The sequence below is a fragment of the Ruegeria sp. D3 genome (assembly GCF_056534465.1).
Genome location: NZ_JBQFPK010000002.1, coordinates 86,175 through 108,521, shown reverse-complemented (window position 1 = coordinate 108,521; position 22,347 = coordinate 86,175). Strand labels below are relative to the sequence as shown.

The 22,347-nt window shown below is 53.0% G+C and carries 19 protein-coding genes; 6 read left to right on the top strand and 13 right to left on the bottom strand.

What is annotated here, in order from left to right; translation table 11 throughout:
* Window positions 1-8: 8 nt before the first annotated feature.
* From ACR0DX_RS02965 to ACR0DX_RS02945, 5 genes are all read right to left on the bottom strand, one after another.
* Window positions 9-716, bottom strand: a complete 708-nt coding sequence (locus tag ACR0DX_RS02965; protein ID WP_170352679.1) for an IS6 family transposase — start codon at window positions 714-716, stop codon at window positions 9-11.
* 94 nt (window positions 717-810) lie between these two features.
* Entirely contained in the window at window positions 811-1,353 is a 543-nt protein-coding gene (locus tag ACR0DX_RS02960; protein WP_371810531.1) for a GNAT family N-acetyltransferase, read from the bottom strand.
* Complete coding sequence (locus ACR0DX_RS02955) at window positions 1,319-3,385, bottom strand: oxidoreductase (RefSeq protein WP_170352678.1); 2,067 nt, start codon at window positions 3,383-3,385, stop codon at window positions 1,319-1,321. Before ACR0DX_RS02955 ends, ACR0DX_RS02960 begins: the two co-directional genes overlap by 35 nt.
* A 74-nt stretch (window positions 3,386-3,459) precedes the next feature.
* A complete protein-coding gene (locus ACR0DX_RS02950) occupies window positions 3,460-4,143 on the bottom strand; it encodes a TetR/AcrR family transcriptional regulator (RefSeq protein ID WP_170352677.1) in 684 nt (227 codons plus the stop codon).
* 157 nt (window positions 4,144-4,300) lie between these two features.
* Complete coding sequence (locus tag ACR0DX_RS02945; protein ID WP_170352676.1) at window positions 4,301-4,630, bottom strand: DUF6614 family protein; 330 nt, start codon at window positions 4,628-4,630, stop codon at window positions 4,301-4,303.
* A gap of 77 nt (window positions 4,631-4,707) precedes the next feature.
* Between ACR0DX_RS02945 and ACR0DX_RS02940 the strand changes: the two genes are divergently transcribed.
* Window positions 4,708-6,000 carry an NAD(P)/FAD-dependent oxidoreductase gene (locus ACR0DX_RS02940; RefSeq protein WP_170352675.1) on the top strand — a complete coding sequence of 431 codons (1,293 nt, stop codon included), beginning with the start codon at window positions 4,708-4,710 and terminating at the stop codon, window positions 5,998-6,000.
* Between the two features lie 21 nt (window positions 6,001-6,021).
* Here ACR0DX_RS02940 and ACR0DX_RS02935 read toward each other — a convergent pair whose 3' ends face one another.
* Both ACR0DX_RS02935 and ACR0DX_RS02930 read right to left on the bottom strand, forming a co-directional pair.
* A complete protein-coding gene (locus ACR0DX_RS02935) occupies window positions 6,022-7,374 on the bottom strand; it encodes an MATE family efflux transporter (protein ID WP_170352674.1) in 1,353 nt (450 codons plus the stop codon).
* Between the two features lie 27 nt (window positions 7,375-7,401).
* Window positions 7,402-8,040 (bottom strand): TetR family transcriptional regulator C-terminal domain-containing protein, encoded by a 639-nt coding sequence (locus tag ACR0DX_RS02930; RefSeq protein WP_170352673.1) that lies wholly within the window; start codon window positions 8,038-8,040, stop codon window positions 7,402-7,404.
* 139 nt (window positions 8,041-8,179) lie between these two features.
* Here ACR0DX_RS02930 and ACR0DX_RS02925 point away from each other — a divergent pair, with 139 nt between their 5' ends.
* From ACR0DX_RS02925 to ACR0DX_RS02910, 4 genes are read left to right on the top strand one after another with little or no spacing between them, the layout of a single operon-like run.
* The gene (locus tag ACR0DX_RS02925; RefSeq protein ID WP_170352672.1) at window positions 8,180-9,817 is read left to right on the top strand and encodes a phytoene desaturase family protein; all 1,638 of its coding nucleotides are present in this window, start codon (window positions 8,180-8,182) and stop codon (window positions 9,815-9,817) included.
* Entirely contained in the window at window positions 9,814-11,346 is a 1,533-nt protein-coding gene (locus ACR0DX_RS02920) for a phytoene desaturase family protein (protein ID WP_170352671.1), read from the top strand. Before ACR0DX_RS02925 ends, ACR0DX_RS02920 begins: the two co-directional genes overlap by 4 nt.
* The gene (locus ACR0DX_RS02915) at window positions 11,343-12,518 is read left to right on the top strand and encodes an aminomethyl transferase family protein (RefSeq protein ID WP_480845104.1); all 1,176 of its coding nucleotides are present in this window, start codon (window positions 11,343-11,345) and stop codon (window positions 12,516-12,518) included. The genes ACR0DX_RS02920 and ACR0DX_RS02915 overlap by 4 nt, the downstream gene beginning before the upstream one ends.
* Before the next feature lie 13 nt (window positions 12,519-12,531).
* Entirely contained in the window at window positions 12,532-13,911 is a 1,380-nt protein-coding gene (locus ACR0DX_RS02910; RefSeq protein WP_170352669.1) for an aminotransferase, read from the top strand.
* Window positions 13,912-13,944: 33 nt separating this feature from the next.
* On the opposite strand, the gene ACR0DX_RS02905 is transcribed toward ACR0DX_RS02910, so the two are convergent.
* The gene (locus ACR0DX_RS02905) at window positions 13,945-14,724 is read right to left on the bottom strand and encodes a class I SAM-dependent methyltransferase (protein ID WP_170352668.1); all 780 of its coding nucleotides are present in this window, start codon (window positions 14,722-14,724) and stop codon (window positions 13,945-13,947) included.
* 186 nt (window positions 14,725-14,910) lie between these two features.
* Between ACR0DX_RS02905 and ACR0DX_RS02900 the strand changes: the two genes are divergently transcribed.
* Window positions 14,911-17,370 carry a GcvT family protein gene (locus tag ACR0DX_RS02900; RefSeq protein WP_170352667.1) on the top strand — a complete coding sequence of 820 codons (2,460 nt, stop codon included), beginning with the start codon at window positions 14,911-14,913 and terminating at the stop codon, window positions 17,368-17,370.
* Window positions 17,371-17,394: 24 nt separating this feature from the next.
* On the opposite strand, the gene ACR0DX_RS02895 is transcribed toward ACR0DX_RS02900, so the two are convergent.
* The 5 genes from ACR0DX_RS02895 to ACR0DX_RS02875 all read right to left on the bottom strand — a co-directional run bounded on the left by ACR0DX_RS02895 (window position 17,395) and on the right by ACR0DX_RS02875 (window position 22,171).
* Window positions 17,395-18,027 (bottom strand): TetR/AcrR family transcriptional regulator, encoded by a 633-nt coding sequence (locus ACR0DX_RS02895; protein ID WP_170352666.1) that lies wholly within the window; start codon window positions 18,025-18,027, stop codon window positions 17,395-17,397.
* A 1-nt stretch (window position 18,028) separates the two neighbouring features.
* Window positions 18,029-18,871: an ABC transporter permease subunit gene (locus ACR0DX_RS02890; protein WP_170352665.1), complete on the bottom strand. Its 843-nt coding sequence runs from the start codon at window positions 18,869-18,871 to the stop codon at window positions 18,029-18,031.
* A complete protein-coding gene (locus ACR0DX_RS02885) occupies window positions 18,872-19,765 on the bottom strand; it encodes an ABC transporter permease subunit (protein ID WP_216599185.1) in 894 nt (297 codons plus the stop codon). It abuts the gene before it with no gap.
* A 65-nt stretch (window positions 19,766-19,830) separates the two neighbouring features.
* Window positions 19,831-20,973 (bottom strand): ABC transporter ATP-binding protein, encoded by a 1,143-nt coding sequence (locus ACR0DX_RS02880; protein ID WP_170352663.1) that lies wholly within the window; start codon window positions 20,971-20,973, stop codon window positions 19,831-19,833.
* An 88-nt stretch (window positions 20,974-21,061) separates the two neighbouring features.
* Window positions 21,062-22,171 (bottom strand): extracellular solute-binding protein, encoded by a 1,110-nt coding sequence (locus ACR0DX_RS02875; protein ID WP_170352662.1) that lies wholly within the window; start codon window positions 22,169-22,171, stop codon window positions 21,062-21,064.
* Window positions 22,172-22,347: the final 176 nt, after the last annotated feature.

The following is a 22,347-nucleotide window of genomic DNA, read 5'->3' as shown; positions in this document are numbered from 1 at the left end:
CCGCGAACCTATCCGGAACAAAGCTGACGCCACTCGCTAAGAGCGGCGGCGCGGGTCAGCTTGAAGGTGTCTCGACTGGCTAGCGATCTTTCCTGGTTGAAGTGATTGTAGACGGAGGAATGGACGGAGGCGAATTTCTGTAGACTTCGCATGCGCCTGAAACGCTGCATCGCGCGTTCGCGTCGTCGAAACGGCAGGTGTGAATTCTCGGCGCGGTTGTTGAGCCACCTGCCCGTCTGTTGTTTTTCGAACGCGCCTATTTCTCTGAGCGCAGCCTTGTAGGAAGCGAAGCGATCTGTGAAGACCTCCTTGGCGCAACCGTGCCGTTTCATCAATTTCCTGAGGAATTTTAGTGCTGCAGCCTTGTTTCGGCGCTTGGTGACAACTGCTTCCAGCACTTCACCTTCGTGATCTACTGCACGCCACAGATAATGTCGCTTGCCATTCACCTTTACGAAAACCTCGTCCACGTGCCACTTCCATTTCGAGAACGCGCGCAGCTGCTGCACACGCTTCCGTCGGATCTCAGCTGCAAACATTGGACCAAACCTGTTCCACCAATATCGGACGGTTTCGTGGCTCACGTCGATGCCTCGCTCGTGCAACAGATCTTCGACATTTCGAAGCGAGAGCGGGAAACGGATGTACAGCATCACCGCAAGGCGGATGACCTCGGGACTGGTTTTGAAGTACTTGAAAGAGGCAGGTTTGGTCATGGGCAAAAGCTACGCAACCGTCCTGCCTGCCTCAAGACAAGTTCTTCTGACAAGACCAGCGCTAAGACGAGTTTTTCTGGCAAGTCGCTACCAATTATTCATCTTTTTCATAAACTATAAATGGCGTTCTCTTAGCGACTTTGTCGTACAGAACTCGACCGGGATAATTAAATTCTTGAGTTGTCCAGTAGGTGGTCGGAACACCGTCCTGCTTGGCGATCTGGAAGACAGTTTCGATTAGAGCTCGACCAACACCTTTTCCTCTAACCTGCTGATCAGCGAAGAGATCCATCAAATAACAGGTATCCTCCACCGACCACATGAACCTATGGTAAAGGTAGTGCGCTAGTCCAACCGGTTTCCCTTCTAACTCAGCGATGAGGCAATTGTATTCACCTGCATCTGTTGACAACAATCTGTTGAACGAAACCTCGTAGACTTCTTCTGAGACAGAGGTCTCGTAGAAATCCAAGTATGCCGTCCATAAGCGCCGCCACTCTTCGTTGTCTTTCAATTCAAGCGGACGGATGATTAAGCCTTCCGGCATGGGTGATTTCTCCTGCGTTCCCTTGAGTGCGTACAACCGAGATCGTCCAGCGCAGTCAAATCGGCTGCTGCCGGACATCCAGACGATCATGTCTAAGTGGAATGTCCTCATCCACTGCTTCGTCCAATTCCTGCGCGTATCGATGGCCTGAATAAACCGCCGCCGCAATTATCGCCGGAGCGTCGCAATCTCCTATGCGACGAAGGCTGAACGGCAAATCCTCGGAACTCGCCCGCCCCAGTAATCCCCTGTAGAGACCATCATTTGGCTTCCGAGCAGTAACCATCACTATGTTGGCAACCGGAACATTCACATTTGGACCGCCATAGGCGCACTCCAACTCTGCGATTTCGCCATCAAATTGCTTAAGCGACTTTGACGGCAGGACCTCGACCCCTAAGCGAAGCAAATGCCTTCTGATGCGCCAACGTTCGGACGTATTTCTTGCCCAGTCAGAAACACTGTCAAACGGTGTGACCAGCGTGACGGCATGTCCCTGCGTTCTGATTTTTTCAGCAACAACACTGGCCATGTAGTAGCCATCACCATCAAAAACGAGCGTTGGTCCAATGGGAAGATTCCCATCCATGATGTCATCGGGAGTAAAGACCCGACCTAAGGCTGACCCTTTTGCGACCGGGGCGAAACGTTCTTCGTCAAAATGCTCTTTTCGCCAAGTCGCGCCGGTTGCGATCGCAACGTGGTCAGCATCGACGGCCAAGATATCGTCAACTGTCAGCGGGCTTTCACGGTAGATTTCAACGTTGGGCATCTCCATCAATTGCTGCTCGCGATAATCTTTGACGCGAATGTACTCGCTCATTCCAGGCAGAGCCGCTTCGCGCGAGACCCTGCCACCCAACTCACGAGTAGCTTCCGCCAATTGGACATCATACCCACGCACGCCAAGTGCCCGTGCCGCTTCCAGTCCGGCAGCGCCTGCCCCGACAATCAAGACGCGCGCATCTGAGGATTTCTTACGAATGATTTCAGGGTGCCAGCCTTTGCGCCACTCCTCTCCCATTGTTGGGTTCTGAGTGCATCGAATAGGTACCCCTATCGAGTCACTGGCGTAACAAACATTGCATCCGATACACTCGCGGATCGCGGACAAGCGTCCTTCTTCGATCTTCTTTGGAAGGTAAGGATCAGCGATTGAGGGGCGTGCAGCCCCAATGAAATCCGTAATCCCCCGCCTGACTTGCGAGACCATGGTATCAGGTGACGTGAAGCGACCAACGGTCACGACGGGCTTATCCGTCACGGACTTGACCCAATGCATATAGGGTTCAAGAGCAGCTTCTTTAGTAAAACGGGAGACACCCATCTCAACCGAGTAATCTGCGATGTTGATATCCCACAAATCCGGAAGATCGGAGAGCATCTCAAACATCTCTCGTCGCTCACCATAGATTGGCTGGCCATCCTCGCCGATCTCTTCGTCAGCCGAGAACCGAACGGCCACGGCGCACCGGTCGCCAACGGCGTCCTTGGTTTCCTGAATCAATTCTCGGGTGAGACGCACCCTATTTTCTAAGTTGCCACCATATTCGTCACCGCGCGTATTCACGCGCGGATGCAAAAAATTCGAGATCAGGTATCCGTGCGTTGCATAGACATAGACAACGTCAAATCCAGCGTCCCGTGCCCTCAATGCGGCCTTTCGATGCCAGCGGCGTAGATCCCGGATGTCCTGCTTGTCCATTGCACGGGTCTGAAAAGGGTGCCCTTTCGTATTGGGACGGCTGTCGACGTCCATGCTCGGCAACCGGGAAAACAAGTTGTTCGAGTTGGCGCCTCCGTACCAAAGCTCAGCACCTGCCAGGCTACCGTATTCGTGTACGGCATCGGTCATAAGGGTGTGCGCCCGAACATCACTTTCATCCCAAAGCGAAGCATAAGGATGCGGTAGGTCATCAGACGACGGGTGGATCGAGTTATACTCTGTGCATATGACGCCCCACCCCCCTTGCGCCTTCACTTTTCGCATTGCAGCAAGAGTACGCGGATATTGCCAACCCATACCTGTACAGTGCGGCACCTGATAGAACCGATTTGGCGCAGTAACTGGCCCGATTTGAACCGGTTCGAAAAGGATATCGTAGCGAGGGTCCCTATCCATTTTTGATCCTTGGTTGGCTGCGCCATGCGCTGGCTGATCTTGTCTGGAGTGTCCGGTTTGAAAGCCGCTCTGTTTCAACCACCGTTTTTGAACGCGGGCATTCGAAAGTGATCTGGGTAGACCTTGGCAAGAAAGGCGGCAATGTGATCCCGGGCAACCGAACGTTGAAAGTTCTCGGGATAGGTCAAAAGCTCCAACCAGATTCCGTCGTACAGAGATTCCAGAATATTGACGACTTGCCTTGGCGGTATGTCCTTGTATCCACCGTCTTCAGCAATCTCTGAACACAGTCTCAGTGCTACGTCGTACCGCTCCTGATCGATGTCATTGATCAGACTGCGATAGACTTCGCGCCGTCCTGCCTCTCCAAAAAACGCAAACCAAACAGCTAGCTTTTTTGGCGTGCAAATCTGAGGGTAAAAGTGCGCATCGACGATCGCCAACAATTTTTCAGGCGCTGACAATCCTGCATTGTCAAAGGCTTCCAACCACTGTTCGTGGTGTTCCTTTGCTAGAAACAGCAACGTTTCTTCCAGCAAGTTCTGCTTACTTTTGAAGTGGAAGTTGACGATGCCCAATGACAAACCTGCAATCTCGGTCACTGTGGACATGGTCGTTCCACCAATCCCGTTTTCGGCAATCGAGTCGATTGTCGCATCGATGAGTTGTTGTCTCCTTACCTCCTTGGACTCGGTACGACGCCGTCCCTCAGGGTTTGTTTTTTCGATTGGCGATTGTCTCACCAAAATGCATCCCATCTACTAAGCACTTCTTTTGTCTTGCCTGCCCCCAACAGCCGTTCTCACTCAGCGTGTGGACGATTGACATCTAAGCGATAGATGCCATTGATTGAACGATCATTCAATGGAAAAGAGAAAATGATGTGAAAACATCCGGACGTACGCAATCGCAGATCTAGAGTTCCGACCAAAAAGTGAAAACCGGATCGTGCACCAAAGAAATAACTCTACGATGCAAAGCCCCCAAAGGCTCAACGCGGCCTTCAATGGCGGCCCAAGCCGCGTCTGCCTGCGATTGATCCCTGAACTCTACAACAGCCATAAGCGTATGGTTGCGCAGCTCGTCGGTATCGTAACCACTTGCGGGGATGCGCCTGCACAAAGGCGCACCCTCGGCGGCAAGGTCCGTCTTGATCAAGTGTTCGACAAACGCGTTCCACGCCTGCTCGAATGCATCGAGCTCGACGGTTGGTTTCAATTCGAATTGGTTCAAAAGTCTGGGCATTCGTCACATACTATCCGGCAAGTATCACGAGCCAAACCTACGTAGTTCCCCCCACAAGGCAAGCGCGAGGCCACTAGATGATCCGAAACGAAAACCCAGTCATTGCAAATAGCCTGTGGTCAGCAACAGCAGGCTATTCGTCAGAATGTCCACAATTGGTTGGCGAACAGCACTCTGACGTGACCGTGATTGGCGCCGGGTTTACCGGGCTTTCGGCAGCACTTCACCTGGCCGAGAAAGGCGTCAAAGCTGTTGTCATCGATGCGCATCATCCGGGCTGGGGAGCTTCTGGACGTAATGGCGGTCAAATCAATGTAGGCCTAAAGGACGGGCCGACGGGCATCAAAACCAAATTTGGTGACATCTGGGGAACCAGAATGATCCGAATGGCCGGTGACGCCGCCGATCTTGTGTTTGACTTAATAACTCGGCACGGGATTGAGTGCGACGCAAATCGTCCTGGCTGGCTGCGCGCGGCGCATAGTAAAAAAACACTCAGTGAACTACACAAACTAGCCGAGGATTGGGACAACCACGGCGGGGGTATGGTATCGCTTGATCAAAGCGAAATGCAGCGACTGACCGGGACCGAAGCTTACCTTGGCGGCGTTCTGGATCGCCGCGGCGGTGTTTTGCACCCGTTAAACTATGCACTTGGGCTGGCCGAAGCAGGTCGCCGCAATGGCGTGCAAATTTTCGGTGGAACGCCTGCCAAGCAGATTTTGTCAGAGGCCGGTCGCTTTCGGATTGAAACTCCCAAAGGAGCGGTTATCTCAGAAAAAGTGCTGATCTGTACGAACGCCTATTCTGGAGATCTGCATCCGCGCTTGGCTAAATCCGTTTTGCCCGTTCGCTCGGTCCAAGTCGCTACGGCGCCCCTGTCCGACAATGTCCGCCAGTCAATTCTGCCAGAAGGCAACGCTTTGTCGGACGCACGACGCCTGCTTCTGTACTTCAGGCAAGACGCGGAAGGTCGCTTTCTGATGGGAGGACGCGGCACATACAACGACAATTCCACTCTCGAACAAATTGAGCGGTTGAAACGCATTTCTGTTGAACTTTTCCCCCAGTTATCTGGAGTTCAGTGGGAATACGAGTGGGGCGGCTTTGTTGCATTGACGAGAGATCACTATCCACATCTGCATGAGCTCACACCGGGGATTATGACAGGTTTGGGATATAATGGGCGCGGCGTTGCTATAGCTACTACAATGGGGCGCGTCCTCGCTAAATGGGCGAGTGGAACCAAATCAGACGAGTTGGAATTTCCGGTCACCCCCCTCAGACCACTGCCTTTCTCCTTTGCGAAAGAGACTCTGGTCGAAGCGGAAATCCTGCGCCTGAAACTCTTAGACAAGTTGGGCCTTTAGAAGGCCAGCAAACAGCGCCGCTTAGCGGTTTTGGGAGAAGAAGCGATAGGTCAACGCGATAGCCGCCAAAGAGAGACCTGAGCCGTATCCGATCCAAACTCCGTTGGGACCGAACCCAAGCCAAAAGCCCAGCGCATATCCAAGCGGCAATGCAAAGAGCCAATATGCAATCAGGGTAATCGCAACAGGAACGTGATTGTCCATCATGCCCCGAAAAGCGCCCAGCATTGTCCCCTGCACGCCATCTGCGATCTGCATTGCAGCAATCACAAGGAACATCGATATCGCGAGAGAAACAACTTTTGGATCATCTGAGAGGCTATTGGCCAAAGGAGCGCGGCCAATCAAAATACCAGTAACGACAACGGCCATCCAACTAACGATGACCAACAGCGATGCCAATACTATCGGCTTCAGCCTTTCTTTTTCATTGGCGCCAATGGCCTGAGCTACACGTATCGAAATTGCAATCGAAACGCCCAAGGGCACCATGTAAACTACGTCGCTGACCGCAGAAACGATTTGATGCGCGGCGAGCGCAGCGGCGCTGAACCAACCAAGCATAAGGCCGGCAACTGCGTAAGCGGCCCCCTCCCCCAGATAACCAACGGAGATAATGAATCCTTCTTTGAGCTGCGCTTTGACCTCGGATCTGTCGAAACTCGCGGCCCTCAGAAGGCCTCTCTTTCTTTTCCATACTCGTATGATCACGAGCGCCATGATCAACGGCACTATCTGAGACAACAGACTTGCAATCCCGGCGCCAACAAGACCCAGACCTGGCCAGCCACCAACTCCGTGGATCAAAACATAGTTTGAAGGGATGTTGAAACCGACCGCAAGAAACGCAAGACCAACCCCAATCCACGGACGGTTCATGGCGTCAAAGAGAGCCTTAAGCGTGTAGAAAACCGTGAAGGGCACCAAAAGAAGGCTCATCGCAATCCAATACCCGCCAATTAGACTGACCACTTCAGGCGGCTGCCCAATCCAAGAAAGAGCAGGCTTAAGGCAGATCATTGCAACAGCGCCAACTGACCCCACGACTAGGGAAACAAAAACCCCGGCGTTTGTTGCTGCTGCCAACCCTTGGTCACTTGTTTTCCCAAAAGCTTCGGCCATACGCACACCAATTGCGGACACAAAGCCGTAGAGCGCTGAATAGAAAATGATCAGCACCGAGGCCGTAATTGAGACCGCCGCCAGAGGAAGTGTGCCCAACGGGGCCACCATCACTGTGTCAACGACGCCAATCAAAGCAGCAGCAGCAAGAGAAATGACTATCGGAAAGGCAAGCCGCGCAAGGTAACGCGCCTCTTTTAAGATGGCGCCCCAGGATGGCCGAGGCCGCTGCGATATCCGAACTCGCGTCATATTGTGGGGCCTTTCAGTCGAAATTGACTAAGCCGTATCTCCAAGTAATTCTGGAACCAAACGAACAAGGCATCCCCAGGCAGCTTGCTCCGCCTGCTTTCGGCTCAGGCCTTCCGGAGCTAGATGCAATCGTTGCCAATAACCATCAGTTAATGTCTCCATCCATTCAGCCATTTGATCTGCTGATATAGCGTCGTCTGCTGAGAGCAGTTCATTCCAGATCAATCTCAAAGTCTCTCTTCGACGTGTCTCAAAATGCTCGGCAACTTCGTCATACTGCAGCTGAAATCGAAGCTCGCCCCAAAATGCATACCAAAGGGGCAAGACATCGGGACCACAGGCATCCGGGTGGAAGTCAGCTTTTATCAAAGCCCTTATCTTTTCGGCGGGCTTGTCCCCTGCTCGCTCTAAAGAAGCTGTCCAGTGCTTTTCGTAACGCTGGTAAAGGTCGCGCAATGTTTCTGTCAGAAGACCTAGTTTTGACTTGAAGTAAAACGCCGCGACACCCTGAGAAAGCTCAGCCTCAGACGCCACCGTTGCAAGCGTCGTTTTTGCCAACCCGTGCGTCAATATAGAGCGGCAAGCCGCGTCCAGCAGCTGCCGGCGACGACGATCTGCGTTCTCCTTCCGCTCTTTGCGAGGACGTTTCCGCTCAACTTCGACCAATTGCCGCTCCTCCTACGAATGCAGCCATCTACAGCGCGCAAAAAAGATGCGTCAATAGCTTGAAGTTTATTTGAGCGCTCAAATAAACTTTACGAACGCGCACCCGATCTGTAAACGGAAGAGAAAGGGATGGAGCAATTTGACAGTTGATAACAGATACGATGTGATTGTGGCTGGCGCTGGTCACAACGGATTAACCGCCGCAGCCTATTTGGCGCGCGCTGGCATGCGTGTTTTGGTGGTCGAAAAGAACGACTGGATTGGTGGCGCGGCAGTCAGCCGGTCGCTACACGAGGGTTGGACATACTCCAACTGCTCGTACGTTTGCTCTCTTCTGCGGCGCGAGATTGCCAGGGACCTCGAGCTTCCGAAATACGGACTTCAGGTTATTCCGTATGAAGGCGGCGCGAGCTTCACACGCGATGGGGATTACTTCGCCTACTATTCCGATCACAACGCACTGAAGCGTGAGATGGCACGTCATTCTGAAAAAGATGCCGACGCCTATCGCCGCTATTCGCAAGCCATTATGCGGCAATGCCGTTTTATCCGTCCCTTTCTACTTCGGGACGCACCGGACCCCGCTTCTCTCCATCCGCGCGATCTCGGCGAACTGGCATACCTCGTAAAAAAAGCACATGGTCTGGGCAGTCGGGAGCTTGGTGAAACGCTGAAGTTCTGGACAATGTCCATTGGTGACTTCTTGGATGAACATTTCGAAAACGACCTGATTAAGGCCCATTTGGCAGGCTCAGGTATTATCGGAACCGGCCTCGGGGTGTATTCGCCCGGAACAGCCTACGTTCTGCTGCACCACTACATGGGTGACATTGATGGCGGCATCGGTGCCTGGGGTTTCGCGCGCGGTGGGATGGGCGCGATTTCGAATGCGATTGCTGCCTCATTCAAAGAGCACGGGGGTACGATTCACACAGGTTCAGGGGTTGAGAAAATCCTCAGCAAAGATGGACGCGTTGAAGGTGTAGCTCTCGAGGACGGCAAGGTTTTTTATGCCCCTGTCGTTGCCTCCAATATGGATATCAAACGCACTGTTCTGCACCATATTGACGCGGCCGAGTTGCCGGATGACTTCACCAAGGCGGTGCGGAACTTCAAAATTCGCGGATCTTCGGCGAAACTCAACATCGCACTTGATCGCTTTCCAAATTTCCCTGCAGCACCCGAGCACACCAGCTTCCTCAGGGGTGATTTGCATGTGTCGCAGAGCCTCCTTGAACTTGAAAAGGCCTACGATGATTGGAAAGTCGGGCGCTGGTCGGAAAAGCCTTATATTGACATGCTCATCCCTAGCCAGATTGATCCGACTATGGCGCCGACAGGTGCCCACATGATGACGGTTTTCGTCCAATATGCGCCTTATGACCTAGAAGTCGACGGCGTTAAATCGGCCGAGAATTGGGACGAAAAGCAGCGCAACGCGATGGCAGAAACTGTACTCGACCAGATGTCTGTGGCGTGTCCCGACATTCGCGAGCGCGTTGTTCATATGGAAGTTCGCTCACCATTGGAAATTGAGCGCGAGGTCGGTCTGACAGAGGGCAACATTTTCCAAGGCGAACTGACTTTTGATCAGCTTTTCTTCAATCGGCCCGTCCCGGGTTGGTCGCAGTACAATTTACCTATCAAGGGGCTTTATTTGTGCGGGTCGTCCGCCCATCCCGGCGGAGGGGTTATGGGGGCCCCAGGTGCAAACGCTGCCCGCGCTATTCTCAGAAAAGAAACACGGCATGGCCGAATGAAGGGGTATGCCGCATGAGCCAATTTGATGCGATTGTCGTTGGCGGCGGTGTAAACGGCCTGATTGCCGGAACACTCCTTGGTCGACGCGGCAAGAATGTCTGTATCATTGAGAAATCCGACAGGTTCGGCGGCATGGCGTCTTATTCTGTGGACGGCGGTCCGACCCTTGCACATTCGCTATACAACCTGAGCCCGCGGGCATTGGGTGACATCGGCATAGGTATTCAACACCCTGTCCTGTCCAGCAAACCCGTCTCCACGGTCTCTCTGTCTGAGGATGGGCGGCACATCGTCTTCAAGAACGACGGCGTGTATTGGAGCGACGGGACAAAACACCGGGAATCAGATGCCTGGTCTGATCTGACACGCCAGCTGATTACATATGGAGACCTTTTGCGCCAACTCGCCGAGGCTCCACCTCCCGGGGGGCAAAAGGCCATCCTTTCCCGGGGTGCGCTCAACGAGTTCTTGCGCCTGGCGAAACTGGGCATAGACCTGAAAAAGCTGGGCAAATCTGAAATGCGGCGTTTCCTGCAGGTCGTCTTATCTAATGTCCACGACATTATCCTAGATGACCTGTCGGAAGGACCGGTGGCTGGAATGCTTGCTGCTGATGCAATCTGGGGGACAGCCACTGGTCCAAGATCTCCGGGCACTGTGTTCAATCTGATCTATCGTTTGGGTCACGGAGGGACCATCACTCAACCAGCAGGCGGGATGTGCGCGTTAACCGATTTGATGGTGGAAGCTGCGCAAAAGGCAGGTTGCCTGCTGATGCCGGACACTGAAGTATCCCGCATTCTGTTGGACAACGATGCAGTCTCCGGAGTGGAAACCACCGATGGACGAACCATTGCCGCGCCTAATGTGCTCAGCAGCCTTGCCCCGAAACTAACAAGCCGAATGACCGGTCCCTCTGCCTTTGACATCGAAACGATGCGGCGAGTGCGAAATATACGGGCGCGTGGAACAACGGCTAAGGTCAATCTACGGCTCAAGGATAGCTCCGCCCTGCCCAGCCTGAGTGACGAATTGGCACACGAACGTCTGATCTATGCTCCTTCTGTGGAATACGTCGAAGCTGCGTTCAATCCGGCTAAGTATGGTCAAATGTCCAAAGCACCTGTGATTGAAGCTTTCAAAATGCAGACAGCCGACGGGGCAAGCTGGCTGTCAACCATAGTGCAATATGCGCCATCTGACCTTGAAGGCGGCTGGACTGAGACTGCAAAGGAACAGCTTGCGGAAATTGCAGTCGAAACTCTTAGCCGCGCCCTGCCCGGCTTGGGTGATCAAATTGCAGGTAAGCAGGTCATAACACCGGATAAAATCGAAAGCGCAACCGGAGCGCCCGGCGGGCACTGGCACCATGCAGAAATGTCTTTGGACCAGCTCCTGACACTTCGGCCCACGAACGGGATGTCCAGATACTCCATGGGGCCGAAAGGGCTGTTCCAATGCGGTGCAGCAACGCATCCCGGTGGCGACGTCATGGGCCTCGCTGGTCGCAATGCGGCCCTGGCGGCGCTGGAGGCTCTGCCATGAGCATCTTTACCGATCCAAAACTCGGTTTGATACCCGGGCCATTTCACAAAAAACTCGAAGAGCAAAATCGCGCACAAAATTGGTACGATTGGGCCGGTTATGCTGGCCCGGGTGTGCTGGACAGTGTCGAGTTCGAGTACTTCGCGCTGCGAAATCAGGCCTCTTTGTTTGATATCACACCAATGCACAAGTACCGATTGACCGGGCCGGACACGACCGCGATGCTCAATCGCCTCGTGACACGGGACGTCCGAAAAATCAGCGTTGGTCGCGTGGGGTACGCGGTCTGGTGTGATGAAGAGGGTATGATCATCGATGACGGGACTCTTTTCCATCTTGGCGACAACGATTGGCGCCTTTGTTGTCAGGAACAAATGCTGACATGGCTACTCGACGCTGCATGGGGTTTTGACGTTTCAGTCGTCGACGAAACTCACAGTGTTGCTGGACTTTCGCTGCAAGGGCCGACCTCTTATGCAGTTTTGGAAGCCGCTGGTTTAGATGTCAGCAAGCTGAAGCCATTCGATCTCGCTCAAATTGAACACAGTCTCATGATCTCGCGGACGGGTTTTACTGGTGACTTAGGTTACGAGCTCTGGTGCGACTGGGACAAGGCAGAAGCGCTTTGGGACAGAATTTGGAAAGGCGGCACACATCAGGGACTGCGCGCCATTGGATACGAAGCTGTAAACTTGGCCCGCATCGAAGCCGGTTTTCTGACCGCAGGTGTGGATTTTCAACCGGTTCATGCGACCGAACGGTTGCACCGAGGCCAAACACCCTTCGAACTTGGTCTGGGTCGGCTAGTCGATTTCAACAAAGGACATTTCAATGGCCGGCGAGAGCTGCTGTCCAAGCGAGAGAATCCAAGAAGCCTCCTCCTACGTTTCGATGTCGAAGGATTCAAACCCTCGGAAGGGTCGTTGATCTACAATCGACGCAAAAAAGAAGTTGGGCACATAACATCCGGGATATGGTCGCCGACCGCCAAGCGCAGCATTGCGTTGGCCCATGTCCGTATGCCGGATGCTGGCCGGTCATCTGGCTTAAAGGCCGAGATTTACACTCTGCAAGAAGGCAAATGGCGCACCAGGATGGCGCGCCTCACTCCTGTCACCAAAGCCTTTTTCGCACCGCCCCGCGCACGAGCTACGCCACCGGCCCGCACCTAAAGGAGAAGCAGACGTGAACACCCTGGGTAATACACCAACCGACGGCGACCTTGTCGCTTGGGATCGCGACCATCACCTACATCCTTGGGCCGGAACCAACGGCTTTGGGTCTGACGAGTACATGCGGGTAAATACAGCGGATGGTATCTACCTTTGGGATGCTGCCGGGAAGCGATATATCGATGGCCCTGGCGGAATGTGGTGCACACAGATCGGATATGGGCGTCAAGAGATGGCTGATACCATTTCCCAACAGGTTGTGAAGATGCCCTACGCGTCGCCGTGGTCGTTTACGACCGAACCCGCGGCAGTTTTGGCGCGAATGATCGCCGAACGTACACCAGGCGATCTGAACACGGTGCACTTCACGACCGGTGGGTCTACGGCCGTTGACACCGCACTGCGGACCGCACTTTTCATGAACAAACGGCTTGGCCGACCGGAGAAGAGGATCGTGATCGGCCGGGAAAAAGGCTACCACGGCTCAACCTTTCTCGCCGCGACTGTCACTGGAAAAGAACGTTTCGAAACGAGCTTTGAGAAAGCTCAGGATCTGGTGCGTTTTCTGCCCGACGTGAATCCCTACCACCGGCCAGAGGGCATGAGTGTTGATGCCTGGTGCGACGCCAAAGTTGCGGACCTTGAGAACCTGATTGCTGACGTCGGCGCCAACCGTATTGCCGCCTTTATCGCGGAACCGATCCTATGTTCCGGTGGCGTGATCGTTCCACCTCCGGGTTATCACAAGCGCACGCTCGAAATTTGCCGGGCAAACGACATTCTGTACATTTCGGATGAAGTCGTAACCGGCTTTGGCAGGCTGGGCCATTGGTTCGCCTCAGAAGAGGTCTTTGGCATCGTCCCTGACATTATCACCTGCGCAAAAGGTTTAACTTCGGGCTATCTGCCGCTAGGTGCCTGCGTAATCTCGGACGCAGTAGTGAAACGCATTTCAGACGCACCGGGAGAGGATGTTTTCTACAACGGCTACACATACTCCGGGCACCCTGTGAGCTGCGCGGCTGCCATTAAAAATATTGAAATCATGGAGCGCGAGGACATCCTAGGACACGTTCAACGCGTCACACCGCATTTCCAGGACCGCCTAAATCAAATAAAGGAAAAGTTTCCGATAGTTGGGGATGTGCGCGGTGACGGGCTCCTCGGGTGCATAGAATGTCGCCCTGAATTGAACGTCGAGAGTTATGAAGCGCATGTGAAGTTTGGACAGAAACTGGACGATGCGTGCGAGGAGATGGGACTCCTGTTGCGACCATTTGGAAACATGGCCGTGTTCTCGCCCCCTCTGATCATAACTCCGTCGCAGATAGATGAAATGTTCGACATCATGGAAGCTGGTATGGCGCAGGTCAGCAAGGACTACGACGCATAACGGTCATCGCGCCCATTCAAAGTTCCAGTCAGATCAGGCAGGTTTCCGACCACGGATGTGATGCGGGCAATGCTCTCCGGTTTTCAACACTGGCTGCATAGCGTCCCAGATCTCGATCTGATGTTCGATAAACTCCGCACCATGCCGAGCTTCCCAGTCGGCTCGGTTTGGCCCGGTCAATTCCTCAAGCTCAGCAGCTGATACCTGAGCATACCAAGGGTTGCGGTTGACTAACTCTACGTCCTCAAAGCCAGCCAGCTCCATCGCAGCGCGGTACTTAGAGGGCGACGCCATCTGAAACTCTAAGGCTTCCATCTTTACGTAGTGCGCCATTTCTGGTGACATCTCACCATCATGATTGGTCAGCCAGTCAGAAGCAGCGAAATGACCGCCTGGGTTGAGCACACGAAAAGCTTCCGCAGCCATCGTTACTTTGTCGGGGATATGGATTATCGAGTCTTTCGAAAACACTACGTCAAAAGCACCATCTTCGAATGGCATTGGACCTGGAGTGACCCGTATGATTTCGACCTTCTCCTCCAAGCCTGCCTGCTTAGCTCGCTCTCTCGCAGCCGCGCAAACTGGGGCCTCTACATCAATCCCCGTAACTCTAGCGGCGCCGAACTCCCGTGCCATCAACACTGCAATGGCCCCAGATCCGCATCCGATATCAAGGATATGCTTATCTTTCAGATCAATCCCTTTAACAACACGCGCAACTTCTTCAGGGCCTCCCGGTGAAAGAAACCCCTCTCCCCAGAGCTCTTCCAGAAAGCTGATTGCCTGTTGGTCATATAGGATCTCGTCTGACATAGGATTCCCCCGCATCTGATTGTCAGTCAGTCACTGCAGTGAAACCTTTTATCTCATCTCAGACAAGCTTTATCGCGAAATCGCAGGTCATAGATTCAGCTATAATTGAATGATCATTCAGTCAGTAGACAGCAAGTGATTTGGCTGGTATTCGGAGAAAAGAACGCCTAAAAGGATTTTCTCGCAATGGCTGACACCCTACCGACGCATGCCCAAACCGTGATTATTGGTGGGGGGTCGATCGGCGCGAACACGGCCTATCACTTGACTAAGCTTGGCCATACCGATGTTGTCGTTCTGGAACAGGGACAACTGACATCAGGGACCACTTGGCATGCCGCCGGCCTGATAGTAGCCGGCCTTCTCAAATCCGAAGCTGAGTGCGCTATCTACACGCACGGTCGAGACCTTTATGCGAAACTAGAGAAGGAAACCGGTATATCCACAGGTTTCCGCGACGTTGGATATCTGCAGATTGCAACCAATGAAGAACGCCTGCATGAGATGCGTCGCGTCGCAGCCTTCATGCGGCGTTTTGGGATAAACAACCACGAAGTCTCAGTAAAAGAAGCGCAGGATATGTTCCCTATAGGGGACCTCTCAGACGTCGTTGGAGCGTTCCTCATTCCGGAGGACGGTCGGGCCAACCCGGTGGACGTGACAATGTCTCTGACCAAGGGAGCCAAAAACAGAGGCGCACGTTTCTTTGAAGGCGTGCGGGTTGAAGAGATTTTAGCCAGGAACGGCACTGCGACCGGGGTCCGCACTGCGAACGGTCATACTATAACAGCCGAAAACGTTGTGATCTGCGGAGGCATGTGGTCTCGCCAACTTGGTGCAAAACACGGTGTAAATCTACCGCTCCAGGCGGCTGAACACTACTACCTGATAACGGAAAGTATCCCGGGCCTACCTCGCGATCTACCCGTTCTCGAAGACCCTTCCACCTACACTTATTACCGTGAAGAAGTCGGCGGGATGATGTTAGGGCTTTTTGAGCCCGGCGCTGCGGCTTGGAAGCTCGATGGTATCCCGGATGAATGGCAATTCGGAGAGATTGAACCAGATTGGGAACGTGTTGGGCCCGACCTGGAGAAAGCCTATTCGCGCGTGCCTGACACCATGAACTACGGTGTCAAAAAACTATTCTGCGGCCCTGAGAGCTTTACGCCTGATCTTGCGCCGCTTGTTGGCTCGACGCCTGAACTGCGCAATCTCTGGGTTGCATGTGGGATGAACTCACTTGGCATCCTGAATGGCGCGGGTACGGGAATGGTTTTGGCCCATTGGATGGTGGACGGCTTGCCGCCCATCGATGTTACCGGCATCAACGTCAATCGCTTTTCCCGTGAAATGGCGACACCGGCCTTTCGACGCGACAGAACACCTGAGTTGCTGGGAAAGCTCTTTGGTCAGCACTACCACAATGAGAACTACAAAACGGCCAGGAACGTTAAGCGTTCAATGCTCTATGACCGTCTCAAAGCGGCCGGAGCCTTTTTCGGCGAAGGAAATGGTTGGGAACAACCTGATTGGTTTGCTCCGACGCCCGAGGAGGCCAAAGTCGAGAAATACAGTTGGCATCGCCAAAATTGGTTTGAATGGCACGCTGAAGAACACCGGGCAGCACGCGAGGATGTCATCGTAATGGACATGACATCAATGGCGTGTTTCAGCGTCGAAGGACCGGATGCCTGCGCCCTCCTCTCTCGCCTTTCCTGCAATGACGTTGATGTTGAACCCGGTCGCGTCGTCTACACGGCCTGGGTAAATGAACGGGGTGGGTTTGAGGCAGACCTTACGGTTACCCGGCTATCCGATCGGAAATACTGGGTCATCGTGGGAGAAAACTCGGCGGGTCATACCGAGATGCGCATGCGACGGCACGTCCTGGACAACGAGAACGTTGTTATAACAGACATCACCGCAGGGCGCTGCCAAATCAACGTTCACGGCCCAAAGTCGCGTGAACTATTGAGCAGAATATCCGGAGCTGATTTGTCGGACGAAGGTTTTCCCTTCATGACGGCGCGTGAAATCGACATCGGGTACGCCGTAGTTATGGCCTATCGCGTGACGTTTGTTGGCGAACTCGGCTGGGAACTTCACGTACCGGCCACTCAGGCCATTCAGACCTACGATCTGATTATGGAAGCAGGTCGAGATCTGGGTGTTCGCAATGCTGGAATGCAAACTCTCAACTCCCTACGGCTAGAGAAGGCTTATCGTGATTTCGGAATTGACGTGGACAACACGGACAACCCAATTGAGGCCGGGCTTGGTTTTGCCATCAAATTGGACAAACCCGGTGGCTTCATCGGCAGGGAAGCACTCGCCACGATCAAGGCGAAAGGCACGCCCAACAACCGGATGTTGCAGTTCCTGCTAAAAGACCCAGAGCCTCTCATGTACGGCAATGAGATGATTTATCTAAACGGCAATGAAGTCGGATATATTCAAGTTGGCGGATATGGGCACACGCTCGGCGCTGCCGTCGGCATTGGTTTCGCCGAGATTGACGAACCGTTGACCGCGGACATAGTCGCAACTGGGCATTGGCAGATCGAAATCGCAGACGAGAAATACGACGCGGCAGCCTCGTTAAAGCCGCTCTATGACCCCGGCATGCACAAAATAAAGCGCTGAAGCCATATTGTTCGATGCTTTCGCTCAGACTGGAAAGTGTTTTGGGAAGAACCGCGACAGCGAAAGCATGCAAACATCCCTGAATTCCCGACGATCAGCCACTTTTGGATACAACATCAAACTTAGCCAGGCCCCGTCTGACATCGCCTCTACGGCCCGAGCTGTTTTTTCTGGATCAAGATCGTCGTAGCCACCGTCGGCAATCAATTCACCACATAGGTGCAAAATTCTATCATATCTTTCGTTGTCATATTTATTATGAATCTTCAGGTAATTAGGCCGATACTTCGCTTGCCCCCAGAAGGCAAACCAGACGGCCAACCGCTTGTGGGTACAAATGCTCTTGTCAAAGTCCGCTCGAATAATCGCAGCCAGCCGATGTGCGGCTGTAGGTTCCGCAGCCTCATAGTATTTGAGCCAATTTTCATAGTGTTCTTGTGCAAGGAAACCCAGCGCGGCGTCATACAAAGCTTCCTTACTGTCGAAGTGATAATTCACCACGCCATGGGACAGATTGGCTGTTTCTGTCACGTGTTTTAGCGTCGTGTCAGAAAACCCGCGTTTCGAGATCGAGTCTATGGCGGCCATGATCAACTGTAAGCGACGAACTTCGGGAGGTTCGGTGCGTCGTTTTTTCTGAAGCTCATGCGTCTCCAATTTAACTCTCCTCTCGTTCAGCCATTTGCCTGTCCAACAAATCCGCTCTCTGTTGCCGGAACATAATTATTGCTGCGATAGCGACACAGATAGCGATCACAAGAATCATGATGGTTGCTAGCGCGTTGATGTCCGGCCTGAGGCCCAGTCGAATGCGCGAAAAGATCAAAATTGGCAAGGTATTTGCGCCTGGGCCGGTAACAAAACTTGCTATGACCAAGTCATCGAGAGACAGCGTGAAGGCCAGCAACCATCCCGAAATTAGTGCCGGCGTCAGCTGTGGGATCGTTATGGCCGTCAGAACTTTGAACGGTTTTGCGCCAAGATCGGCGGCGGCTTCTTCCAGTGTTTGCCCCACACCGGTTAAGCGTGCCTGAATTGTTACCGCCACATAGGCCATGGAAAAGGTAATATGCGCGATCGTAATCGTCGCAAAACCGCGCTCAGCAGGCCATCCGATCAGCTGGTTCAGCGAGATGAAGAAAACCAGCAAGGACAATCCGGTTATCACCTCGGGCATCACCAAGGGCGCGACCAACATGCCACCGAACAAGGTCCGCCCCTTGAACCGTCCAAAGCGCACCATAGCCAGACCTGCCAAGGTGCCAAGCGCCGTGGCAAAAGTAGCGTTGACAACGGCAATCTGAAGACTGAGTGAAACAGCGCTCCAGACTTCCGCAGATTGAAAAAGCTCTTTGTACCAGCGCAACGACCATCCACCCCAAACCGGTACCAGCTTGGAGTAGTTGAATGAGTAAATAACCAACAGGATCATTGGGATGTAAAAGAATGCCAGTCCCAAGGTCAGCATGATGGTTAAGAAACGGGAGCGTTTGGCGTACATCTATTGCTCCTCCGCTGCTTTGCCTTGGTAGTGCTGGAAAACCATGATTGGCAGCACCAGTATGAACAGCAGAACAATCGCAACTGCGGCGGCCACTGGCCAATCGCTGTTTCTAGAGAACTCATTGTAGAGAACCCGCCCAATCATCTGCACGTTGCCGCCACCTAACAGATCGGGGATAACGTACTCGCCGGTCGCAGGGATAAAGACCAGCAGTGAACCAGCGACAATTCCAGGCATCGTCAGAGGCAATGTGATTTTGAAGAAAGTGTTCGTTGGTTTGGAACCAAGGTCGGCGGCCGCCTCGTTCAGGCTGTTGTCCAGCTTCTCCATATTCGCGTACAGCGGCAGGATCATGAACGGCATATAGGTGTAGACGATCCCGATATAGACGGCGAATTCCGTGTAAAGCATGCGGATCGGCTCATCGATCACCCCCAGCGCTATCAGAAGGTTGTTGATCGTGCCTTGATCCGCAAGCAGGCCCATCCACGAATAGACCCGCAACAAGAAAGACGTCCAAAACGGAAGAATGATTGCAAACAACAAGAGCGGCTTCGCAACCGGCCCCGATCGTACAATTGCATAGGCAATAGGGTAGCCAAACAAGAGGCACAAGAACGTACACGTTACTGAAATCTTGAGTGAATTTACGTAAGTGTCAAAGTACAGGCTGTCTTCCCAGATGTAGACAAAATTGTCGAAGACCAGGCGGATTGTCATGATCCCGTCACCTGTCCACTCAATTAAACTTGTGAATGGCGGGCTCGCAATCGCCAGTTCAGCTAAGCTTATCTTGGCGACAATGAAAAACGGTGCCAGAAAGAATACAAGCAACCAGAAGAACGGTATGACGGTGACGATCTGACGCCATCTGCTATGGATACGCCGCATCACTAAACGGATCATGGGTTGTCGTTCAACCTGCGGCGGTTCGAACATATCCTCGGTGAAATCCGTCATGAGTGGAGCAACATGGCGCTAGACGGATCCCAGCTGATATTTACCTTGTCTTCCCAGGTTAATCGCTGCGCAGCATGCGTCGGACGTGACTGGTTGGGCTGAGTGACGTCGAAGATTTCGCCATTGGGAAGCCTTACCTTGTAGATCGATGTCTCTCCCAAATACCCAACATCGTCGATAACGGCCGCTGTCTGGTTCGCGCCCTCAGCAATTGTATCAGATTTCTCAAGTCGAATTTTCTCGGGCCTCAGCGCAACCCAAATCTTGCTGCCAGCCTTAACAGAATGACCGTGATCAATATAAACTTCGCAGAACTCGGTTTCGACCCGAACATGGTCGACCCCATCCTCGGTCACCCTGCCCTCAAAAATATTTGCTGATCCGATAAAGTCAGCCACAAAGCGGGATTCTGGAAACTCGTAGATCTCTGTCGGAGTTCCAATCTGTTTGAAGCGACCCGCGTCCATAACGGCCATTCGCGAAGACAGGGTCATTGCTTCTTCCTGATCGTGAGTCACGACGATGAACGTGACGCCGACCTTGTCCTGAATGTTGGCAAGCTCAAACTGCGTTTGCTTACGCAGTTTTTTGTCCAGAGCAGCCAAAGGTTCATCCAGGAGCAGCAACTTGGGACGTTTGACCAAGGCCCGCGCCAATGCAACACGCTGGCGTTGCCCACCGGACAATTGTTTAGGTTTTCTCTTTTTGAAATCTTCCAACTCAACAAGCTTGAGGATGTCGTGAACTCTGTCCGCAATGTCTAGCTTGGGGACATGGTCTTGCTCCAACCCGAAAGCCACGTTTTTTTCGACGGTCATATGCGGAAACAGCGCATAGCTTTGGAACATCATATTGGTCGGACGTTCGTAAGCTGGCACATCGGCCATATCGACTCCGTCGATAGTGATTGTACCACTGTTCAAATCCTCAAACCCAGCAAGCATTCGAAGTAGTGTCGACTTTCCACATCCAGATCCGCCTAAAAGGCAGAATAACTCTCCTTTGTAGATATCCAGATCAACGTTATCGACAGCAGTCACTGCACCGTATTTTTTGGTTACGCCTCTGATTTTGACCAGAGGTTCCTGTTCTTTTTGATCGAGCCATGGTTCTGGGCTGACAGCCGTGGAAACAGTCAATTTGGGCCTCTTAGTCTGCCAGTCGGGATCTGGGGATGCAGTAGCGAACCGGTCTGGTCCGCTACTTCATTTGCCGGTGTGAGTGGATTTAGTTTCCGGCCTTAAAGTCAGTCCAGGTACGTGTCTGCAAGCGCTCGACCTTGGGAGGAAGTACGGCAGTCGTGTACATCTTGGCAACCTGATCCGATGTTGGGAACGCGGCTGGGCTGGAGGTTACAGCCTCATCAACCATGGGCTTGGCCGTCAGGTTGGCGGTCGCATACCAGGTGAAGTTACTATCATTGGCCGCAACCTCGGGGCGCATCATATAGTTCAGGAAAAGATGAGCGTCTTCTTTGTTCGCGGCGTCTTCCGGGATTAGCCAACCATCAATCCACAGCTGCGCTGTACGATCACCTTCGGGCAGGAAGAAGTCTAGCACTACACCAGTGTCGGCTTCCGCTGCGCCAGACATGGCAAGGAGACCGTCAGGGCCCCATGTGGTTGAGACACAGAACTCTTTCTGAGGCATCCGTTGATAAGCATAGTTATCGAAGGTTTTGATGTATGGCCTGATTTCCGCCAACATCTCCCCAACCTTCTCATAGTCTTCCTTGTTTGTGGAGTTCGCATCCAGGCCCATATGCGCTAAAGCCATCGGAATGATGTCGCCCGGGGAATCCAGGAATGAAACTCCACACTTGGACAGCTCTTTCATGTGAACAGGATCGAAAACCATATCCATCGAGCCTATGGGGGCATCTGGATACGTCTCTTTCACCAATTCTTCGTTGTATGTGACGCCGTGCGTTCCCCACATATAAGGAATGAAGTGTTGGTTGCCTGGATCCCATTCACTTGACAACTGCTCCATGATTGCCGGGTCGATGTGCTTGATATTGTCCAGCTTCGACATATCCAACGGTGCAACAATTCCCGCCTTAATCAGACGAGCCGTATCACTGCCGGCATGACTAACCACATCATATCCGCTGTTTCCCGCGAGTAGCTTGGCATCAATTGCTTCGGCAGAGTCATACGGATCATAGATCACCTTAATACCGTATTCTTTTTCGAAGTTCTCGATTGTGTCTTCAGCGATGTATTCTCCCCAATTCGTAACCTTCAACACACGCTCTTGCGCGTATGCCGATCCCGAAACTGCAGTAGTAGTTGCTGCTATAACTGTAATTCCGGCGATTTTCCTGATTGAGTTCATAACTTCGCTTCCTCTCCCTGAGTGGTGGCTGAATTTGTCTTGCCTTGTTTGCTAGTCTGTCTTCTCGAATGATCGCGCCTGCGTTGCCGGCGCGATCACCAAGCACCCCATTCCCCCAAGTCGCTATGTTTTTATCTGACTGGTCATTCAAAACGGTAGTCCGCTGAAATCTGCAC